The organism is Mesorhizobium huakuii (assembly GCF_014189455.1).
Lineage (GTDB): Bacteria > Pseudomonadota > Alphaproteobacteria > Rhizobiales > Rhizobiaceae > Mesorhizobium > Mesorhizobium huakuii_A.
Map to the genome: position 1 here is coordinate 3,064,708 of NZ_CP050296.1, position 17,193 is coordinate 3,081,900.

Annotated in this window: 13 protein-coding genes and 1 pseudogene; 9 read left to right on the forward strand and 5 right to left on the reverse strand. The window is 64.2% G+C overall.

Translation table 11 applies throughout. From position 1 onward, the window contains the following. The first annotated feature begins 142 nt into the window (after positions 1 to 142). From HB778_RS15210 to HB778_RS15230, 5 genes are all read left to right on the forward strand, one after another. Entirely contained in the window at positions 143 to 2,227 is a 2,085-nt protein-coding gene (locus HB778_RS15210; protein WP_183464580.1) for a hydantoinase/oxoprolinase family protein, read from the forward strand. Positions 2,228 to 2,229: 2 nt separating this feature from the next. Continuing rightward, positions 2,230 to 3,969, forward strand: a complete 1,740-nt coding sequence (locus HB778_RS15215) for a hydantoinase B/oxoprolinase family protein (RefSeq protein WP_183464581.1) — start codon at positions 2,230 to 2,232, stop codon at positions 3,967 to 3,969. A 117-nt stretch (positions 3,970 to 4,086) separates the two neighbouring features. Further along, complete coding sequence (locus HB778_RS15220; protein WP_183464582.1) at positions 4,087 to 4,860, forward strand: ABC transporter substrate-binding protein; 774 nt, start codon at positions 4,087 to 4,089, stop codon at positions 4,858 to 4,860. A 155-nt stretch (positions 4,861 to 5,015) separates the two neighbouring features. Continuing rightward, the gene (locus HB778_RS15225; protein WP_183464583.1) at positions 5,016 to 6,146 is read left to right on the forward strand and encodes an aminomethyltransferase family protein; all 1,131 of its coding nucleotides are present in this window, start codon (positions 5,016 to 5,018) and stop codon (positions 6,144 to 6,146) included. Between the two features lie 268 nt (positions 6,147 to 6,414). Further along, the gene (locus HB778_RS15230) at positions 6,415 to 6,990 is read left to right on the forward strand and encodes a Fic/DOC family protein (RefSeq protein ID WP_348524727.1); all 576 of its coding nucleotides are present in this window, start codon (positions 6,415 to 6,417) and stop codon (positions 6,988 to 6,990) included. A 7-nt stretch (positions 6,991 to 6,997) separates the two neighbouring features. Here HB778_RS15230 and HB778_RS15235 read toward each other — a convergent pair whose 3' ends face one another. The 5 genes and pseudogenes from HB778_RS15235 to HB778_RS15255 form a co-directional block, all read right to left on the reverse strand. Beyond that, positions 6,998 to 7,654: a methionine ABC transporter permease gene (locus HB778_RS15235; RefSeq protein ID WP_183464584.1), complete on the reverse strand. Its 657-nt coding sequence runs from the start codon at positions 7,652 to 7,654 to the stop codon at positions 6,998 to 7,000. Then, entirely contained in the window at positions 7,635 to 8,732 is a 1,098-nt protein-coding gene (locus HB778_RS15240; protein WP_183464585.1) for a methionine ABC transporter ATP-binding protein, read from the reverse strand. The genes HB778_RS15235 and HB778_RS15240 overlap by 20 nt, the downstream gene beginning before the upstream one ends. Before the next feature lie 90 nt (positions 8,733 to 8,822). Further along, a complete protein-coding gene (locus tag HB778_RS15245; RefSeq protein WP_183464586.1) occupies positions 8,823 to 9,677 on the reverse strand; it encodes a MetQ/NlpA family lipoprotein in 855 nt (284 codons plus the stop codon). 243 nt (positions 9,678 to 9,920) lie between these two features. After that, positions 9,921 to 11,409, reverse strand: a pseudogene (locus HB778_RS15250) (aldehyde dehydrogenase). 62 nt (positions 11,410 to 11,471) lie between these two features. Continuing rightward, positions 11,472 to 12,920 carry an APC family permease gene (locus HB778_RS15255; protein ID WP_183464587.1) on the reverse strand — a complete coding sequence of 483 codons (1,449 nt, stop codon included), beginning with the start codon at positions 12,918 to 12,920 and terminating at the stop codon, positions 11,472 to 11,474. A 173-nt stretch (positions 12,921 to 13,093) separates the two neighbouring features. Here HB778_RS15255 and HB778_RS15260 point away from each other — a divergent pair, with 173 nt between their 5' ends. From HB778_RS15260 to HB778_RS15275, 4 genes are read left to right on the forward strand one after another with little or no spacing between them, the layout of a single operon-like run. Further along, positions 13,094 to 13,864 (forward strand): IclR family transcriptional regulator, encoded by a 771-nt coding sequence (locus HB778_RS15260; RefSeq protein WP_183464588.1) that lies wholly within the window; start codon positions 13,094 to 13,096, stop codon positions 13,862 to 13,864. Continuing rightward, positions 13,864 to 15,144, forward strand: coding sequence for a Tm-1-like ATP-binding domain-containing protein (locus tag HB778_RS15265; RefSeq protein WP_183464589.1), 1,281 nt, complete (start codon positions 13,864 to 13,866; stop codon positions 15,142 to 15,144). The genes HB778_RS15260 and HB778_RS15265 overlap by 1 nt, the downstream gene beginning before the upstream one ends. After that, on the forward strand, positions 15,141 to 15,809 hold the full coding sequence (locus HB778_RS15270) for an HAD family hydrolase (protein WP_183464590.1): 669 nt from the start codon (positions 15,141 to 15,143) through the stop codon (positions 15,807 to 15,809). Before HB778_RS15265 ends, HB778_RS15270 begins: the two co-directional genes overlap by 4 nt. Positions 15,810 to 15,830: 21 nt before the next feature. After that, positions 15,831 to 17,180 carry an aminotransferase class III-fold pyridoxal phosphate-dependent enzyme gene (locus tag HB778_RS15275; protein WP_183464591.1) on the forward strand — a complete coding sequence of 450 codons (1,350 nt, stop codon included), beginning with the start codon at positions 15,831 to 15,833 and terminating at the stop codon, positions 17,178 to 17,180. Positions 17,181 to 17,193: the final 13 nt, after the last annotated feature.

Below are 17,193 nucleotides of genomic sequence, written 5' to 3' on the forward strand. Positions count from 1 at the left end.
GTGCTGTTCGCACACTCCAAAGCGGTAAGCTCTTGTGTCCGGAATTTATTAGTATACAAACGATATTTGCGTCAAGATGCTACCTTAAAACACCTTTCCAAACTGACGCATATCCGTAGTCCCAGCGTTTCGGGTTTCGACGATGAAAGAGAATTTTCCCGCGCAAGCGCGCCATTCCCAGGGAAATGTTGTTGCCGGCATCGATGTCGGCGGGACCTTCACCGACCTGCTTCTGATCGACGGCAAGGACGGCGGCAAGGTGCATATCGCCAAGACGCCGACGACGGTCGACAACCAGGCCTTCGGCGTGGTTTCAGCACTTGGCGCCACCGGATTTGCGATCGACGGCATCGACCTCATCGTGCATGGCACGACCACCACCACCAATGCGGTGCTGGAGCGCCGGCTGGCCAAGACCGGCATGATCACCACGCGCGGCTTTCGCGACGTGATCGAGCTTGGCCGGCGCACACGGCCGCAACCCTATGGCATGACCGGCAGTTTCGTCCCGATCATCCCGCGCAATCTCAGGCTCGAAGTGTCGGAGCGCGTCGAGGCATCCGGAACCGTGCGCACGCCGCTCGACGAAGCCGAAATGCGCGAGGCGGTTAGGGCGCTCATTGCGGCCGGCTGCGAATCCCTCGTCATCCATTTCCTGCATTCCTACGCCAACCCTTCGCATGAGCGGCGCGCCGCCGAGATCGCCGTCGAACTCTGGCCGAACAGCTACATCACCACGGGCCATGCGCTGCTGTCGGAAGCGCGCGAATTCGAGCGTGGCGTCACTGCCTCGGTCAACGCCTCGGTGCAGCCGATCCTCGAGCGCTATGTCGAGCGGCTGCGCAAGGAACTGGCGGCAAAAGGCTATGCCCGCGACTTCCTGATCATGAACGGCAATGGCGGCATGATCTCGGCCCGCTTCGTCACACGTGAGTCGGCCAAGACGGTGATGTCCGGCCCGGCCTCCGGGGTGATTGCCGCCGCCTATACCGGCAAGCGCGCCGGTTTCGAAAACCTCGTCACCTACGACATGGGCGGCACCTCGACCGACGTGGCCCTGATCCGCAACGCCGAGCCGGCGGTGTCGAACGAGATCGAGATCGAATACGCGATGCCCATCCATGTGCCGATGGTGGCGGTGCACACGGTCGGCGCCGGCGGCGGGTCGATCGCCCGCGTCGACGCGGCCGGCCTGATCCAGATCGGCCCGGAAAGCGCCGGCGCCAATCCCGGCCCGATCTGCTATGGCCGCGGCGGGCTGGAGCCGACCATCACCGACGCCAACCTAGTGCTCGGCCGGCTGGCGCCGAAGAAGCTGCTGGCGGTTGAAAACCCGGTCACGTCAGAGCGCGTCACCGGCATTTTCGCGGACAAGATCGGCAAACCGACCGGCCTGTCCGGCGTCGAGGCTGCGGGTGCGGTTCTGCGGCTCGGCAACATGAAGATGGCCGGCGCCATCCGCATGGTCTCGGTGTCGCGCGGCCATGATCCACGCGATTTCGCGCTGTTCGCCTTTGGCGGCGCCGGGCCGCTGCATGCCACCGCACTGGCGCGTGAACTCGGTCTGCCGCGTGTGCTGGTGCCGGCGCGGCCGGGCATCACCAACGCGCTCGGCTGCGTCGTCGCCGATCTGCGGCACGACTTCGTCAACACCATCAACCAGCCGGTGGCTGTGCTCGATGAATCCCAGCTCCACTCCGTATTGGAACGGCACCGAAACGAAGGCGAGGAGCTGATCGCCAAGGAAGCGGTGAAGCCGCAGACGATCCGCGTCACCCACTCCGCCGACATGCAGTTCGTCGGCCAGACCCACATCATCAACGTGCCGCTGCCGTCTTCGTCCGTGACACGGCAGGAACTGCAAGCCCTGTTCGAAAAGGCCTATTTCGCCCGTTTCAAGGTCGAGCTGCCGGAAATCCGCGCCAACCTCGTCAACCTCAACACATCGGTCACCGGCGTCAGGCCGGCGATCGACCTGTCGCGGCTGATCGACCCGGCCGGGCGCGCCAAGACGCTCGAAGAGGCAAGGCGCGAGATCCGGCCGGTCTGGTACGCGGGCCAGTGGCACGACACGCCGGTGTATGCTCGCGAAAAACTGCCGCTCGATGCCGTCATCGACGGCCCGGCGATCCTCGAACAGATGGACGCCACCACCGTGCTCGAACCCGGCGACCGCGCAAGATCGGATGCCGACGGCAACATCATCATCGACATTGGCGAGGCCTGAGAATGAAACTCGACGCCATCACGCTTTCGGTCCTCCAGGCTGCTTTGCAGCAGGTCTGCGACGAGATGGACCTGACATTCTCCCGCGCCGCCTTCTCCCCGGTCATTGCGGAAGCCAATGACCGCTCCGACGGCATCTATTCGGCCGTCGACGGCTCGCTGATCGCACAGGGAAGCCAGGGCCTGCCGGTGTTCGTCGGCGTCATGCAATATTCGACAAAAACGGTGATCGAGATGATCGCCGACGGTCGCTGCCTGGCCCCTGAGCCCGGCGACATCTACATCGTCAACGACCCCTATCTCGGCGGCACGCATCTGATGGATGTGCGCTTCGCCATGCCGGTCTACCGGGACGGCAAGATCTTCTGCTGGCTGTCCAACACCGGCCATTGGCCGGACATTGGCGGCTCGGTGCCGGGCGGCTTCTCGGCCTCCGCGACCGCGGTCGAACAGGAAGGCCTGCGGCTGCCGCCGGTGAAACTGTTCAAGAAGGGCGTGCTCGATCCCGAGATCTACGCCATCATCTGCTCCAACATCCGCGTCGCCGACCAGCGCATTGGCGACATCAGGGCGCAGGCCGCCGCGCTGCTGATCGGCCAGGACCGGCTCAATGGAATCTTGGATCGTTACGGAGATGAAACGGTTGTGGAGGCAATCGCCGAACTGCGCCGTCGCGCCGCCGAGCAGATGCGCGCCAACATCGCGGCCATTCCCGACGGCACCTATCGCTCCAAGGCCTTTGTCGATTCCGACGGGGTGATCAACGAGCCGCTGACCATCGCCCTCGCGGTGGAGAAGCAGGGCGATACTCTGACCTTCGATTTCTCCGGCTCGTCAAAACCCTGCGCCGGGCCGATGAACAGCGTGCTGGCGACGACGCTGTCCTCGGTCTACCTCGCCATGCGCCACATCTTTCCGGATGTGCCGATCAGTGCCGGCGCTTTCGAGCCGCTGATCGTCAAGCGGCCGGAAGGCACCTTCCTGGACGCCAAGTACCCGCGTCCCGTGTCGGGCTGTGCGGCCGAAGTCTCGCAGCGCATCGCCGAGGCGGTGTTCGCAGCGATGGTGCAGGCGTTGCCGGACAAGGTGACAGCAGCACCCGCCGGCTCCAGCGGCAATTTCGCGCTTGGCGGCAACGATCCGGCACGTGGCCGCGACTATGTCATGTACCAGATCTCCGGCGGCGGCTATGGCGGCAATTCGGGCCATGACGGCCTGACCAATGGCTGCTCGACCATCGGCATTTCGAAATCGCCGCCAGTCGAGATCATGGAACAGGCCTTTCCGGTGCTCTACCGCCACTATGCCTTGCGCGAAGGCTCGGGAGGCGCCGGCAAGCATCGCGGCGGCTTTGGGCTCGCCTATGAGGTCGAGATCCTGCGCGGCGATGCCCGGGCCTCCTTCGTCATGGATCACGGTCGTTTCGGCCCGCAAGGCGCGCTCGGCGGCGGCGATGGCGCGGTCAACACGGTGACCGTGTTCCGCAACGGCGAGGAACACGTGCCGCCGCATCTGTCCAAGGAGCAGGACATCCCGCTGAAGGCCGGCGACCGCGTCCGCGTGGGCACACCGGGCGGTGGCGGCTATGGCGATCCGCGCGAGCGTGATGCCGATCAAGTGCAGCGCGATGTGGCGCTGGGATACTACACCGCAGAGGAAGCCAGCCAAAAATTCGGCGTTGTCCTGTCGGCGGGCGATCTCACCGTTGACCGGGAGGCAACGGACAAGCACCGCGCTGGCTAACGCCCTCCTATGGCGCGGACCACCCGCCGCGCCGTGATCGCCGCATGACATGTCGCTTCCGTCTCCGCCGGAGGCACGAAAGCCCGTAGACTTCTCGTCCTCAACGGGATCTGGAACATGCGTCTTTTCGGTCGTTTCGTGCTTGCCGCTTCCGTCGCCCTCACGATTGCCACCGGCGCTGCCAGCGCCCAGGACAAGCTCAGGATCGGCACCGAGGGCGCCTATCCGCCCTTCAACTACGCCAGTGCCGACGGCACGCTGGGCGGCTTCGACATCGATCTCGGCAAGGCGCTGTGCGCCGAAATGAAGGCCGAATGCGAATTCAATGTCCAGGATTTCGACGGCTCTATCCCCGCACTCCAGGCCGGCAAGTTCGACGCCATCATCAACATCACCATCACGCCGGAGCGGGCCGAGAAGGTGGAGTTCACCCACAAATACTACCAGACGCCGCCGGCCATCGCGGTGCCGAAGGATTCGACCATCGCCGGCACCTCGCCGGACGATTTGAAGGGCAAGGCGCTCGGCGTGCAGACCGCCACCATCCACCAGAAATTCGCCGAGCAGAAATATGCGGGCTCGACCGTCAAGGCCTATCCGACCGGTGACGACGCCCGCACCGACATGGCCAATGGCCGCCTCGACGCGATGATGGACGGCTCGATCATCCTGACCGAATGGCTGAAGAAGCCCGACGGCGCCTGCTGCAAGTTGCTCGGCACGCTGACCGCCGATCCGGTCATCCACGGCCCCGGCGTCGGCATCGCCCTGCAGAAGGGCAACAAGGAACTGGCGGATAAGTTCAATGCCGCCATCGACGCCTTGCGCGCCAGCGGAAAATACAAGGAAATCAACGACAAATACTTTGCCTTCGACGTCTACGGCAACTGAGACCGTTTGGAAATTCTACTCTGGCGGCCATCTGAAGGCGTTTTCTGCGCTTCCGGTGCTCACGGACCTGAACGTCCGCTGCGCTCCGGTTCTCGAAACCACCAACATATGGCTCGCCAGAGCGAATTTCGAAACGGTCTCTGCACAGCAAATACATGATGGAGATCTTCTTGGCTGAGCGGCGTTCCCCCTTTTACAGCAGCATTGTCGGGCTCGGCGCGACCATGGGTCGGGTCGGCGGCGATTTCATCTCGGCCAAGTACTATTCCGGCATCGCCGACGAGCACCTGAACACGCGCGCAAATGTCGGCGTGCAGGATCTCAGCACCATGGGCAAGATGGACATCAAGGGGCCGGACGCCGAGGCGCTGGTCAACCTTGTCATCGTCAACGATGCCGCGGCGATGAAACCGGGCCAGGTCCGCTATTCCACCGTCTGCCGCGAGGACGGCGGCATCATGGACGACCTCACCGTGTTCCGGCTAGGACCGGAGCATTTCATGCTGGTCACCGGTTCGGTCAACCGCCTGAAGATGCTGCCTTGGCTGCAGCACCATGCCGGAGGGCGAAAAGCCTATGTCACCGACATCACCGCCGCCGTCGCCTTCCCCACCATTCAGGGCCCGCGCTCGCGCGAATTGTTGAAGGCGCTGGTCGCAGAGGCCGACCTAGACGGCTTGAAGCGCTGGGCGTTCACCTCAGGCCAGATCAATGGCACAAGGGTGCTGATCTCGCGCACCGGCGTGACCGGTGAACTCGGCTTCGAACTCTTCGTGCCGGCCGACGAGGCAGCCTCCGTCTGGGATGCACTGATGCGGGCCGGCAAGGACTTCGGCCTGAAACCCTATGGCGTGCTGGCGATGTTCACGCTTGGCCTGGAAAAAGCCTATCCGGCGCATGGCATCGACATGGACGAGACCCGCACACCGTTCCATGTCGGTCTCGACCGCTGGATCAAGTTCGACAAGGGCGATTTCATCGGCCGTGAGGCGCTGCTCAAAATCCGCGACAAGGGCCTCGACGAGCGCTGGACCGGCCTGATCGTCGACGGCGACAAACCAGCGGCAACGGATGCGCGTGTGCTGGCCGAAGGCGAGGATGCCGGCATTGTCACCTACAGCGATCACGGCTATTCACTCGGCAAGGTGCTGGCGACCGCGCATCTGCGCCTGCCTTTCACGGGGATAGGCACAGAACTAAGCGTCGATATTGACGGCGTGCCGACCCGCGCGGTGGTCGCGCCGATGCCGTTCTTCGATCCGGAGGGGGCGAGGTTGCGGGGCTAGCTTGGCTTGCCGGGAATCGTTTTGGCCTCGCCTCCGAGCTTATGATAAGATCTCCCAATGAAGTCTCCGAGTTCAAGAATCGTCCGTTCCGCCAAGACAGGCCAGTTCGTTCTGACGAGCGTGCGCGGTGAGAAAATCAGCGCTGTGGAAGGGATGAAGCTGTCTCCCCCGCATGGGTGAAATACTTAGCCAGGGCGTGCGGCGCGGACTGTCCGGTGATGAACGGCGTTCGCTCATCAAGGAAGAAATCCGCAAAAAGAAATAGACGTTGATCTATGCCGCCGAATTCGATCCGCTCTGCTATCCCGGCACGACGGTGCTTATCAATCTGCTGGACGTCAGCGACCAGGCCGAGCTTGATGAGGTCGAGCTCGCCCTGTTCCTGACTCGCGCCGATGAGCCTCTTCCGGCAGGCGAACTCGACTACGTTCACTACCTCAGCCTGCACCGGCACTTGTTCCAGGATGTATATGGCTGGGCGGGTCAGGCGCGCACGATCCGCATCGGCAAGGCCGGCAGTTGGTTCTGTTATCCCGAACACATAGCCAGTGAGATGGCGCGGGTGTTCCGCGAACTCGGCAATCCCGACCACCTGGCTGATCTTGACAGAGTCAGCTTTGCGAAGCATCTGGCGCACATCATCGCCGAGATCAATGCCGTTCACCCATTTCGTGAAGGCAATGGCCGTACCCAGCTCACATTCCTTGCCATGCTCGCCGAGCACGCAGGCTTCACGTTCAACGCCGATATCCTCGACCGTGACCGGGTGATCCAGGCTATGATTGACAGTTTCAGTGGGTCCGAAGCACCACTACAGGCTCTCATCGAAGACATCATCGCCTAGCTCGCCGTCACCCTCGCCGGTCCAACCTCGCCACCAGCCGATCCCCCACCCACTGGATGCCGCAGACCAAAACAATCAGCACGATCACCACCGCCACCATCACCGACGTCTCGAACCGCTGATAGCCGTACCGTATAGCGAGATCGCCCAAGCCGCCGGCGCCGATCGCGCCAGCCATGGCCGAGGCGCCGATCAGCGTCACCAGCGTCACGGTAAAGCCGGCAACGATGCCGGGGAGCGCCTCGGGCACCAGCACCTCGCGGATGATCGTCCAGCGGTTGCCGCCCATGGCCCGCGCCGCCTCGATCAGCCCATGGTCGACCTCGCGCAGCGACACTTCGGCGATGCGCGCGTAGTAGGGCGTGGCGGCGATCGACAGCGGCACGATGGCGGCCCAGGTGCCGATCGAGGTGCCGACGATCAGCCGTGTCAGCGGAATCAGCGCCACCAGCAGGATGATGAACGGCACCGAGCGGAAGCCGTTGATAATTGCGGCGAGCGCGCGGTTGACCCACAGGTTTTCGGCAATGCCGCCGCGTTCGGTTGATATCAAGGCCAGCCCAAGCGGCAGGCCGAAGACCAGCGAGATCAGGCCGGAGGCGGCCGTCATCAGCACCGTCTCCCAGATCGACCGCAGCAGAAGCTCAAACAGGATTGGCGACATGGCCAAGCACCTCCACCCGCGCCTGGCGGGCCTTCAGGAATGTGATGATTTCAGCGAGATGGCTAGCCTCGCTGCCGGGAACGGAGAGAAACAGCGTGCCGACCGGCTGTTGCTGGATATGATCGATGCCGCCATGGACGAGGCGGAAGGCGCCTGGAACAGAAGTAGCAAGGTCGGAAAGCAGCGGCCCGCTTGCGGCTTCGCCGGCAACGTCGATGCGCAGGATCGTCTCGGCTCCGGAAGCCGGCAGCAGCCTTGCCGCCAGTTCGGCCGGCAGTTGCGGGCGGATGGCGCCGAGCAGGCTTTTGGTGATGTCCGACTGCGGATCGGCGAACACCGACCAGACCGGTCCTTGCTCGACGATGCGCCCGGCATCGATCACCGCCACGCGGTCGGCGATCGAGCGGATCACCTCCATCTCATGGGTGATCAAAAGGATGGTCAGGCCAAGCTGCCGGTTGATATCCTTGAGCAGTGCCAGAATGGAGCGCGTCGTCTCCGGGTCGAGTGCCGAGGTCGCTTCATCAGACAAAAGCAGCGCCGGCCGCGCGGCGAGCGCCCTGGCGATGCCGACGCGCTGCTTCTGCCCACCCGACAAGGATGCCGGATAGGCCTTGGCTTTCTCCGACAGCCCGACAAGCTCAAGCAGCTCTGCCGCCCGCGCCAGCCGCTCGGCCTTTGGGCGGCCCTCGATCTTCAGCGGCAGCGCCACATTCTCCTCGACCGTCTTGGCCGACAGCAGATTGAAATGCTGGAAGATCATACCGATGCGCCGCCGCAGCGGCTGCAGGTCGCGCTCGCCGAGCCGGCTGATCTCGCGGCCCTCGATAAACACCTCGCCGGAATCCGGCCGCTCCAGCCCGTTCAGGCAGCGGATCAGCGTCGACTTGCCGGCGCCGCTGCGGCCGATAATGCCGAGGATCTCGCCCTTGCGCACCGTCAGCGAGATGCCATCGATCGCCGGCGTGGCACCAAAGCGGCGCTTCAGGTCGACAAGCCGCACCACGTCTTGCGACGCGTCGGGCCTAGCGTGGGTCGGATCGGCAATCTCCCGGGATGCCGTAATATGCTGGTTCATGCGGTTCCCTGTTCTCGCCAGCTCGAAACGCAAGTGCGGCCCGCGCTCAGGCGCGGACCGCATTTGCTCTCGAACTGGACGTCCGGCGGATCAATAGGCGCTAAGGCCGGTGCCCTTGTAGACCTTGTCGAACTCGGCCTTCACCGCGTCGTTCTGGTACGAAGCCACCAGCGTCTTCACCCAGGCTGCGTTCTCATTGCCGACCTTCACCGCGATGAAGTTGCGGTAGGGATTGTCAGCGATCGGCTCCTGCGCGATGCGGTTGTCCGGCGTCAGGCCGCTTTTCAGCGCCCAGTCGGTGTTGACCACGGCGGCGTCGAGATCCTCGACCGAGCGGCCGACGATGCCGGCATCCAATTCCTTGATCTCGACCTTCTTGGGGTTTTCCGCGATGTCGGCGGTGGTGGCGAGAATGCCGGTGCCGTCCTTGAGCTTGATCACGCCCTCGTTCTGCAGCACGCGCAGCGCCCGGCCTTCATTGGAGGGGTCGTTGGGCACGCCGATGACCGCGCCTTCCGGCAGGTCGGCGACCTTCGTGTATTTCTTGGAGTAGAGGCCGATCGGCCAGACGCCGGTATAGCCGACGCGCACGATGTGGTAGCCCTGGGTCTTGATCTGGTTGTCGAGATAGGGCTGGTGCTGGAAGGCGTTGGCGTCGATTTCGCCGCGCTCCAGTGCCTCGTTCGGCTGGGTGTAATCGTTGAACACCACGGTCTCGATGGTCAGGCCCTTTTCGGCGGCCTGGGCGACAACGACGCGCCAGACATCCTCGTCCTCGCCGCTGATGATGCCGACCTTGATCGCTTTCTTGTCCTCCGCGAAGGACGCATGCGGCGCCATCAGGCTGCCGACCGCGACGGCAGACGCGAACAGCAGAGCGAGGCCACTGCGCCGGTTGAGAGTTGACCAAAGGGAAGAGGACAAAGTGTTGTTGACGTCGGACATGTCTGAATCTCTGCGGTTGTGAAGTCATGGCAGCAAGGCGGATTGCCTAGGCTTGGACACATCGTCAGAAATTCTATCGATTTTATCAAAGAATGCGTTTCGCCGTTCTCGCCAAAGCCGGGAATATTCTCTCAAAAATTTCAAGACATGGAGCACAAGACGGCACCGGACTGACCGCAGCGAACTGCCGTGCGATCCAGAGGCATCTGAAGCGGTCAGATTCTCAGGGAGCCCGGCGGGCTCTCAAAGCGCGATCCAGGCCGTCTTGAGTTCCAGATATTTCTCCAGCGCGTGCATCGACTTGTCGCGACCGAAGCCGGATTGCTTGACGCCGCCGAGCGGCACGGTGATGTCGGCACCGCCATAGGTGTTGACATGGACGACGCCGGCATGGATGGCGTGCACCATGCGATGCGCGGTCGACAGGTTGGCAGTCCACACCGCCGAGGCGAGGCCGTAGACGGTCGAATTGGCAAGCCGCACGGCCTCTTCCTCGGTGTCAAAGCGCATGACGCCAAGCACCGGCCCGAACACTTCCTCGCGGGCAAGCTGCATAGCCTGCGTGACATTCTCGAAGATCGTCGGCGCCATATAGCTGCCGCCGGTCTCGGCCAGGATCCGGTCGCCGCCGGTGACCAGCCTTGCGCCCTCGTCCCTGGCCCTGGTGACGAACCCGAGATTCTTATCCAGCTGCTCCGCGCTCGACACCGCGCCGACATCGCTGCTGAGATCGAGCGGGTCGCCGACTTTCAGCCGCGTGGTCGCCGAGACAAGCTCCTCCATGAAGCGGTCATAGACCGAGGACTGAACGAGCAGGCGCGAACCGGCGACGCAGACCTGGCCGGAATTGCGAAAGATACCATTGGCCGAGACGATCGCGGCCTGCTTCAGGTCCGGCGCATCGGCAAAGACGATGTTGGGCGACTTGCCGCCGAGTTCGAGGAAGACGCGCTTCAAATTGGAGCGGGCGGAATAGTCGAGCAGCCGCCTGCCGACCGGCCCCGAACCGGTGAAGGCGATGGCGTCGACATCCATATGCAGGCCAAGCGCCTCGCCGGTGACCGCGCCGCGCGCCGGTGACGACGTTGAGCACGCCGGGCGGCAGGCCGGCTTCTGCCGCCAGTTCCGCCAGCTGCAGCAGTGTCAGCGAGGCGATCTCCGGCGGCTTGACCACCACGCAATTGCCGGCGGCAAGCGCCGGCGCGATCTTCCAGGCGCCGATCATCAGCGGGAAATTCCATGGCACGATGACGCCGACGACGCCGAGCGGCTCCTTGTGGATCAGCCCCAGCACGTTCTCGGCCGTCGGCGCGATCTCGCCATAGACCTTGTCGATCGCCTCGGCGTAGTAGCGGATGGTGCCGGCCGCCGACAGCGGCTCGGCCTTGTAGGCCATGCCGATCTCGGTGCCGTTGTCGCGCACGCCGAGCACGGCCAGTTCGTCGACATGCTTTTCGATGAGTTCGGCGAGCTTGGTCAGCACCTTCTTGCGGAAGGCGGGCGCCGCGCGCGACCACGAACCCTTCTCAAATACTCTGCGCGCCGATTTCACCGCACGGTCGATATCTGCGGCATTGCCGTCGGCTATGCTGGCGAAAGCGCGACCGTCGATCGGCGAAATGACAGGCAATGTCGCGCCGCTTGTTCCCTGCGACTGTGCGCCATCGATGAACAGGCCGCGCGCGCCGATCTCCGTGTGGCGCAGCGTGTCGATGGCATTTTGAGTGATCATGATCTTCTCATTTCAAGCAGGTGTCTTGCTGGGCGGCTTGGTATGCCGCCCAGATTTTTCGCTCAATCCTTCAGGGGCAGGCCGAGGCTTTCGAAGGCGACCGGATCGCGGCTCCTCAAGGCACCGGCGAGCAGCAGGCCGACCACCGCCGCGATCAGCACCAGCCCCGGCAGGAACACGCCGAGGAAGCCGCCGGCTCCCGACAGGCTGCCGAAATTGATGACGATCAGGTAGATGATGACGACGAAGGCGATGAAGGTTAGTCCGGGCAGGATGGTGGTCTTCACCGCGTTCTCCTGCGCCGACGGATTGGCACGGAAATACATCACCACGGCCAGCGAGGCGACAGCCATCATGACGATGACGCCGAGTGTCGCGACATTGGTCAGCCAGGAAAAAAGCGCCAGCACCGGGTCGAGGCCGAGCACGGCGAACAGGCCGACGACGACAGCCGCCAGCACGCTCTGGATCACCGAGGCGACATGCGGGCTCTGGTGGGCGGAATGCGTCACGCCGATCGACTGCGGCAAAAGCTTCTCGCGGCCGGAGACATAGATGTAGCGGGCAACCGCATTGTGGAAGGCCAGCACGCCGGCGAACAGGCTCGACACGAACAGGATGCTCATCGCATGGGTCAGCAGCGTTCCGGCATAGCGATCGGACAGGCCGAACAGGAAGGTCGTCGGATCCTGCAGGCCCTGCAGTGCCGGCAGCAATTTGTCGACACCGGCGCCGACCGCCATCAGCCAGGCCGTGACCATGTAGAAGACGCCGATCAAAAGCACCGAGAAATAGGTGGCGCGCGGAATGGTGACCTTCGGGTCGCGGGCTTCCTCGGCGTAGATCGTCGTCGCCTCGAAACCGATGAAGGCGGCAAAGCAGAACAGGATGGCGATCGCTGGCGCGCCCGATGTGATCTGGCTCCAGCTGAAGGGCGCGGCCGAAAGGCCGCTGTCGCCGCCGGTCTTGAGGATCGTCAGATCGAGGATCAGCACCACGGCGTATTCACAGAGAACCAGCACCGTCAGGATCTTGGCCGACAGATCGACCTGACGGTAGCCGAGCACGGCGACAATGGCGATGGCGATGAAGCTCCACACCCACCAGGGCAGGTTGATGCCCCAGCCGGCAAACAGCCCGGCGGTCGCGGCACCCAGCAGGCCCATGACGCCGATCTGCATGGCATTGTAGGACAGGATGGCGATCAGCGCCGTGGCGCCGCCGGCGAGCCCGCCGAGGCCGCGCGCGGCATAGGCATAGAAGGCGCCCGCATTGCCGACGTGGCGCGACATGGCGACATAGCCGACCGCGAACAGCAGCAGCAGAACCGTCACGATCAGATAGGTGCCGGCAAAGCCCGCGCCATTGCCCATCAGCATGCCGAGCGGCGTGCCGCCGGCGACCGCCGTGAGCGGTGCCGCCGCCGAAATCACCATGAAGGTGATGGCGCCGACGCCGAGACTGTTCTTGCGCAGCCTGTTGGCCGGCGCCTGTTCCGAAACTGCTGACATTGGTCCCTCCTGTTCGCGAACACCGTCGTCCGCTGGCCGCTTGGCCTGTCCCATACGCTCTGGATGCTGGTTCATTATTTGAACCCTTATTTTGAATATAGACTTGCAAACAAAGCGGCTTCCTGTCAAGTTAATTCACACGTTAATTGATTAGTCCGTGCTTGGAGGCAAATGTGGGTACGGTTGGCAAGGCGATTTCACTTCTTGAACTGTTCACCGTGGCCGAGCCCGAGCTCGGGCTGACCGATCTGGCGCGCCGGTCGGGCTTCGACAAGGCGACGACGCGGCGGCTGCTGGTGGCCCTGACCAACCATGGCTTCGTCGAGCAGGACGCCGGCACGCGGCATTATCGGCTCGGTGCCGGCCTGTCGCGGCTGGCGCGCATCCGCGAGGCCCGCTTCCCTTTCCTGCAGACCGCGGTGCCGCTGGTGCGGGATCTGGCTGGCGCCACGGCCGAGACCGTGCATCTGTCGGAATTCGGCACCGACAGGCTGGTCACCGTCCATGTCGAGCATCCGGCCTGGGCGAACCGCGTCAACATCGACATCGGCCAGCTGCTGCCCCTGCATTCGACCGCGTCGGGCATCGCCTATCTGGCTTTCGCCAGGGATGAGGCCGTCAAGGCATGCCTGGCGGGACCTCTCGAGGCCTTTACGGCGCATACGCTGATCGAGCCCGCCGCCATCGCCCGTTCCATGGCTGAGGCGCGTGAGCGCGGCTATTCGATCTGCGACCAGGGCCTGGAAGAAGGCGTCATCTCCGTCGCGGCGGCAATCCTGGCGGCGGACGGTTTCGCGCTCGGCACCATCGCCGTGGCGGCGCCCAAGGCCAGGAGGGCGCCGGCCGACATCACGCAACGAGGACTTGCGGTCATGGCCGCGGCACGGGAGATTTCGATGCGCCTCAATGGCGACAATTTGCAAACCCTGAGGAGGCAGGCCTGATGTCTGCACAGACAACGCCCCGCATCCTGGTCATCGGCACCGGCGACACCAAGGCCGACGAGCTGCTGTTCATGAAGCAGTGCATCGAGGCATCGGGCGGTAGCGCCGTGATGATGGATGTCAGCGTTCTCGGCAATCCGCCCTACAGCCCCGATCACGACAAGCATGCCGTTGCCCGGGCCGTCGACGTGACGATCGAGGAGATCGTCGCCAGCGGTGACGAGAACACCGCCATGACATTGATGGCCGGCGGCGCCGTCCAACTCGTTCGTAAGCTGCACCGCAACGGCGAGATCGATGCCTTCATTGCCATAGGCGGCTCGATGGGCACCGATCTGGCGCTCGACGTGGCGCTCTCCCTGCCGCTCGGCGTGCCGAAATTCGTCGTCTCCACCATCGCCTATTCGCACCTCATCCCGCCCGAGCGCGTCGCGCCCGATCTGATGATGATCCTCTGGGCAGGCGGGCTCTACGGTCTCAACTCGATCTGCAAGCTGGTCCTGTCGCAGGCTTGCGGCGCGGTGGTCGGCGCGGCGAGGATCGTGCTGGAAGCCCGCGCTTCGGCGCCGGCGATTGGCCCGACCATCGGCATGACTTCGCTCGGCAGCTCCTGCCTGCGCTACATGAAGACGCTGAAGCCGGCGCTGGAGCGGCGCGGCTATGACGTCGCCGTCTTCCACACCACCGGGATGGGTGGCCGCGCCTTCGAATCGATCGCCGGCCAGGACCATTTCTGCGCCGTCCTCGATTTCAGCCTGCAGGAAATCACCAACCATCTCGCCGGCTCCGTCGTCTCCTCCGGCAGCGACCGGCTGGAAAATGCCGGCGCCCGCGGCATCCCGCAGATCGCGGCCCCCGGCGCGGTCGACATGGTCGATCTACCGACCTGGCAGGATTTGCCGGCTAAATTCTCCGAGCGCCCATTTCATGCCCACAACAGGCTGATCGCCTCGATCACGGTCGACGCCGATGACCGCCGCCAGGTAGCCAGGACCATCGCCGCCAAGCTCGGCGCGTCGAAAGGCCGTTCCGCCTTCATCCTGCCGTCCCAGGGCATCCAGGAATGGGACACAGAGGGCGAGCCGCTCTACGAGCCTGAAGCGCTTGCCGCCTTCATCGATGAGATGCGTAAGGCGATCCCCGCCGGGGTCGAGTTCCACGAGATCGATGCCCACATCAACAGCGACGGCTTTGTCGCCAAGGCGCTGGAGATCTTCGACCGCTGGGTCGAGGAAGGCATCATCCCGCGCGGCATGCCGGCCAAGGGAGTGGCCGCGTGAGCGCTGTTCCGGCCCAGGCGCTTGTGCTTGATTTCGGTGGCGTCGTCACCCGCACCCTGTTCGAGACCCATGCCTTGACCGAGCAGGCGCTCGGGCTTGCGCCCGGCACGCTGCAATGGCGCGGGCCGTTCGATCCAGACAGCGACCCGCTGTGGCGCTCCATGCAGGCCGACGAGATCGGCGAGCGCGACTATTGGCGCGCCCGCACCAGCGAGGTCGGCCGGCTCGTCGGCGAGGACTGGCAGGCGATGGAAACCTTTGTCCAGCGCGCCCGGGGCGCCGAGCCGGAAAAGGTGGTGCGGCCCGAAGCCGACCGAGCCATTCGCGCCGTCCATGCGGCCGGGTTTCGCCTGGCGATCCTGTCCAACGAACTCGACCTGTTCTACGGCGCCGACTTCCGCCAACGGCTGCCGCTGCTCGGCCTGTTCGACACCATCGTCGACGCCACCTACACCGGCATCCTCAAACCCGATCCGCGCGCCTATGGCTTCGTCACCGAGGCGCTTGGACTGCCGGCCAGCGCCTGCGTCTTCGTCGACGACCAGCAGCGCAATGTCGATGGCGGCCGAGCCGCCGGCATGCGCACGGTGCATTTCGACGTTGCGCGGCCAGCACTTTCCTATGCCGAAGCCCTTGCCCAGTTCGACCTCGTCCCAGTTGCCTGAGACCATTTGCGGAGCCTTGTCATGCGCGACATCAATTTCCTCACCGAGACCAACGCCAAGCCGATCTGGCACCCGATGGCGCATCCGGCCGAGATGCGGGCCAACCCGCCGAAGGTCATCATGAAGGGTGAGGGCGTCACCGTCACCGACATTGATGGCAAGAGCGTGCTCGACGCCGTCGGCGGGTTGTGGAACGTCAATCTCGGCTACAGCAGCGACCCGATCAAGAAGGCGATCGCCGACCAACTCGGCGCGCTGCCCTACTATTCCGGCTTTCGCGGCACCTCGACCGGGCCGTCGATCGAGCTCGCCTACGAACTCGCCGAATGGTTCGCGCCGGAAGGCATGGTGCGGACCTTCTTCACGTCGGGCGGCTCCGATTCAGTGGAAACAGCCCTGCGGCTGGCCCGGCAATACTGGAAGATCCGCGGCCAGGGCGACCGGACAAAATTCATGGCGCTCAAGAAAGGCTATCACGGCACGCATTTCGGCGGCGCCTCGGTCAATGGCAACGCCAATTTCCGCCGCAACTACGAGCCGCTGCTGCCCGGCGCCTTCCACATTCCCGTACCCTGGACCTTCCGCAACCCGTTCGACGAGACCGATCCGGCACGGCTGGCGAAGCTCTGCGCCAAGGCGCTGGAGGACGAGATCGCCTTCCAGGGCGGCGACACCATCGCCGCCTTCATCATGGAGCCGGTGCTCGGCGCCGGCGGCGTCATCGTTCCGCATGAAAGCTTCATGCCGCTGGTGCGCGAAATCTGCGACCGCCACGAAATCCTGCTGATCGCCGACGAGGTCGTCACCGGCTTCGGCCGCACCGGCGCCTGGTCGGGCTCGCGGCTCACCGGTGTGAAGCCGGATTTCATGACCATCGCCAAGGCGATCACCTCGGGCTATTTTCCGCTCGGCGCGACGCTAATCGGCGCCAAGGTCGCCGATGTCTTCGAGGCCGACAAGACCAGTTTTGGGTCGATCGGCCATGGCTACACCTATTCCGGCCATCCGGTCGGCTGCGCTGCGGGTCTGGCGGCGCTTGCCGAGACCAAACGGCTTCGTCTGAACGAGAACGCGACCGCGCGCGGCGTCGAGCTAGGGGCGGTGCTGGAAAGCCTGAAGGCCAAGCACGCCATCGTTGGCGATGTCCGTTACAAAGGCCTGATGGCGGCGCTGGAGCTGGTCTCCGACCGCGCCACCAAGAAGCCGACCGACAAGAAGACCATGGCCGTGGTTTCCGAGGCTGCCTACGAGGCCGGCGTCATGCTGCGCGTCTCCGGCAACAACATCATCCTGTCGCCGCCCCTCATCATCAGCGCCGCTGACGTCGCGAAGATCGGCGAAGCGCTCGACGCTGGCCTGTCGAAGGTCTGACGGGTCGACGGGC

What these genes read in the sequence shown, in the direction of transcription:
- HB778_RS15210 (WP_183464580.1), top strand. Translation starts at nt 143, where the DNA reads ATGAAAGAGAATTTTCCCGCGCAAGCGCGCCATTCCCAGGGAAATGTT.
- HB778_RS15215 (WP_183464581.1), top strand. Translation starts at nt 2,230, where the DNA reads ATGAAACTCGACGCCATCACGCTTTCGGTCCTCCAGGCTGCTTTGCAG.
- HB778_RS15220 (WP_183464582.1), top strand. Translation starts at nt 4,087, where the DNA reads ATGCGTCTTTTCGGTCGTTTCGTGCTTGCCGCTTCCGTCGCCCTCACG.
- HB778_RS15225 (WP_183464583.1), top strand. Translation starts at nt 5,016, where the DNA reads ATGATGGAGATCTTCTTGGCTGAGCGGCGTTCCCCCTTTTACAGCAGC.
- HB778_RS15235 (WP_183464584.1), bottom strand. Translation starts at nt 7,654, where the DNA reads ATGTCGCCAATCCTGTTTGAGCTTCTGCTGCGGTCGATCTGGGAGACG.
- HB778_RS15240 (WP_183464585.1), bottom strand. Translation starts at nt 8,732, where the DNA reads ATGAACCAGCATATTACGGCATCCCGGGAGATTGCCGATCCGACCCAC.
- HB778_RS15245 (WP_183464586.1), bottom strand. Translation starts at nt 9,677, where the DNA reads ATGTCCGACGTCAACAACACTTTGTCCTCTTCCCTTTGGTCAACTCTC.
- HB778_RS15255 (WP_183464587.1), bottom strand. Translation starts at nt 12,920, where the DNA reads ATGTCAGCAGTTTCGGAACAGGCGCCGGCCAACAGGCTGCGCAAGAAC.
- HB778_RS15265 (WP_183464589.1), top strand. Translation starts at nt 13,864, where the DNA reads ATGTCTGCACAGACAACGCCCCGCATCCTGGTCATCGGCACCGGCGAC.
- HB778_RS15275 (WP_183464591.1), top strand. Translation starts at nt 15,831, where the DNA reads ATGCGCGACATCAATTTCCTCACCGAGACCAACGCCAAGCCGATCTGG.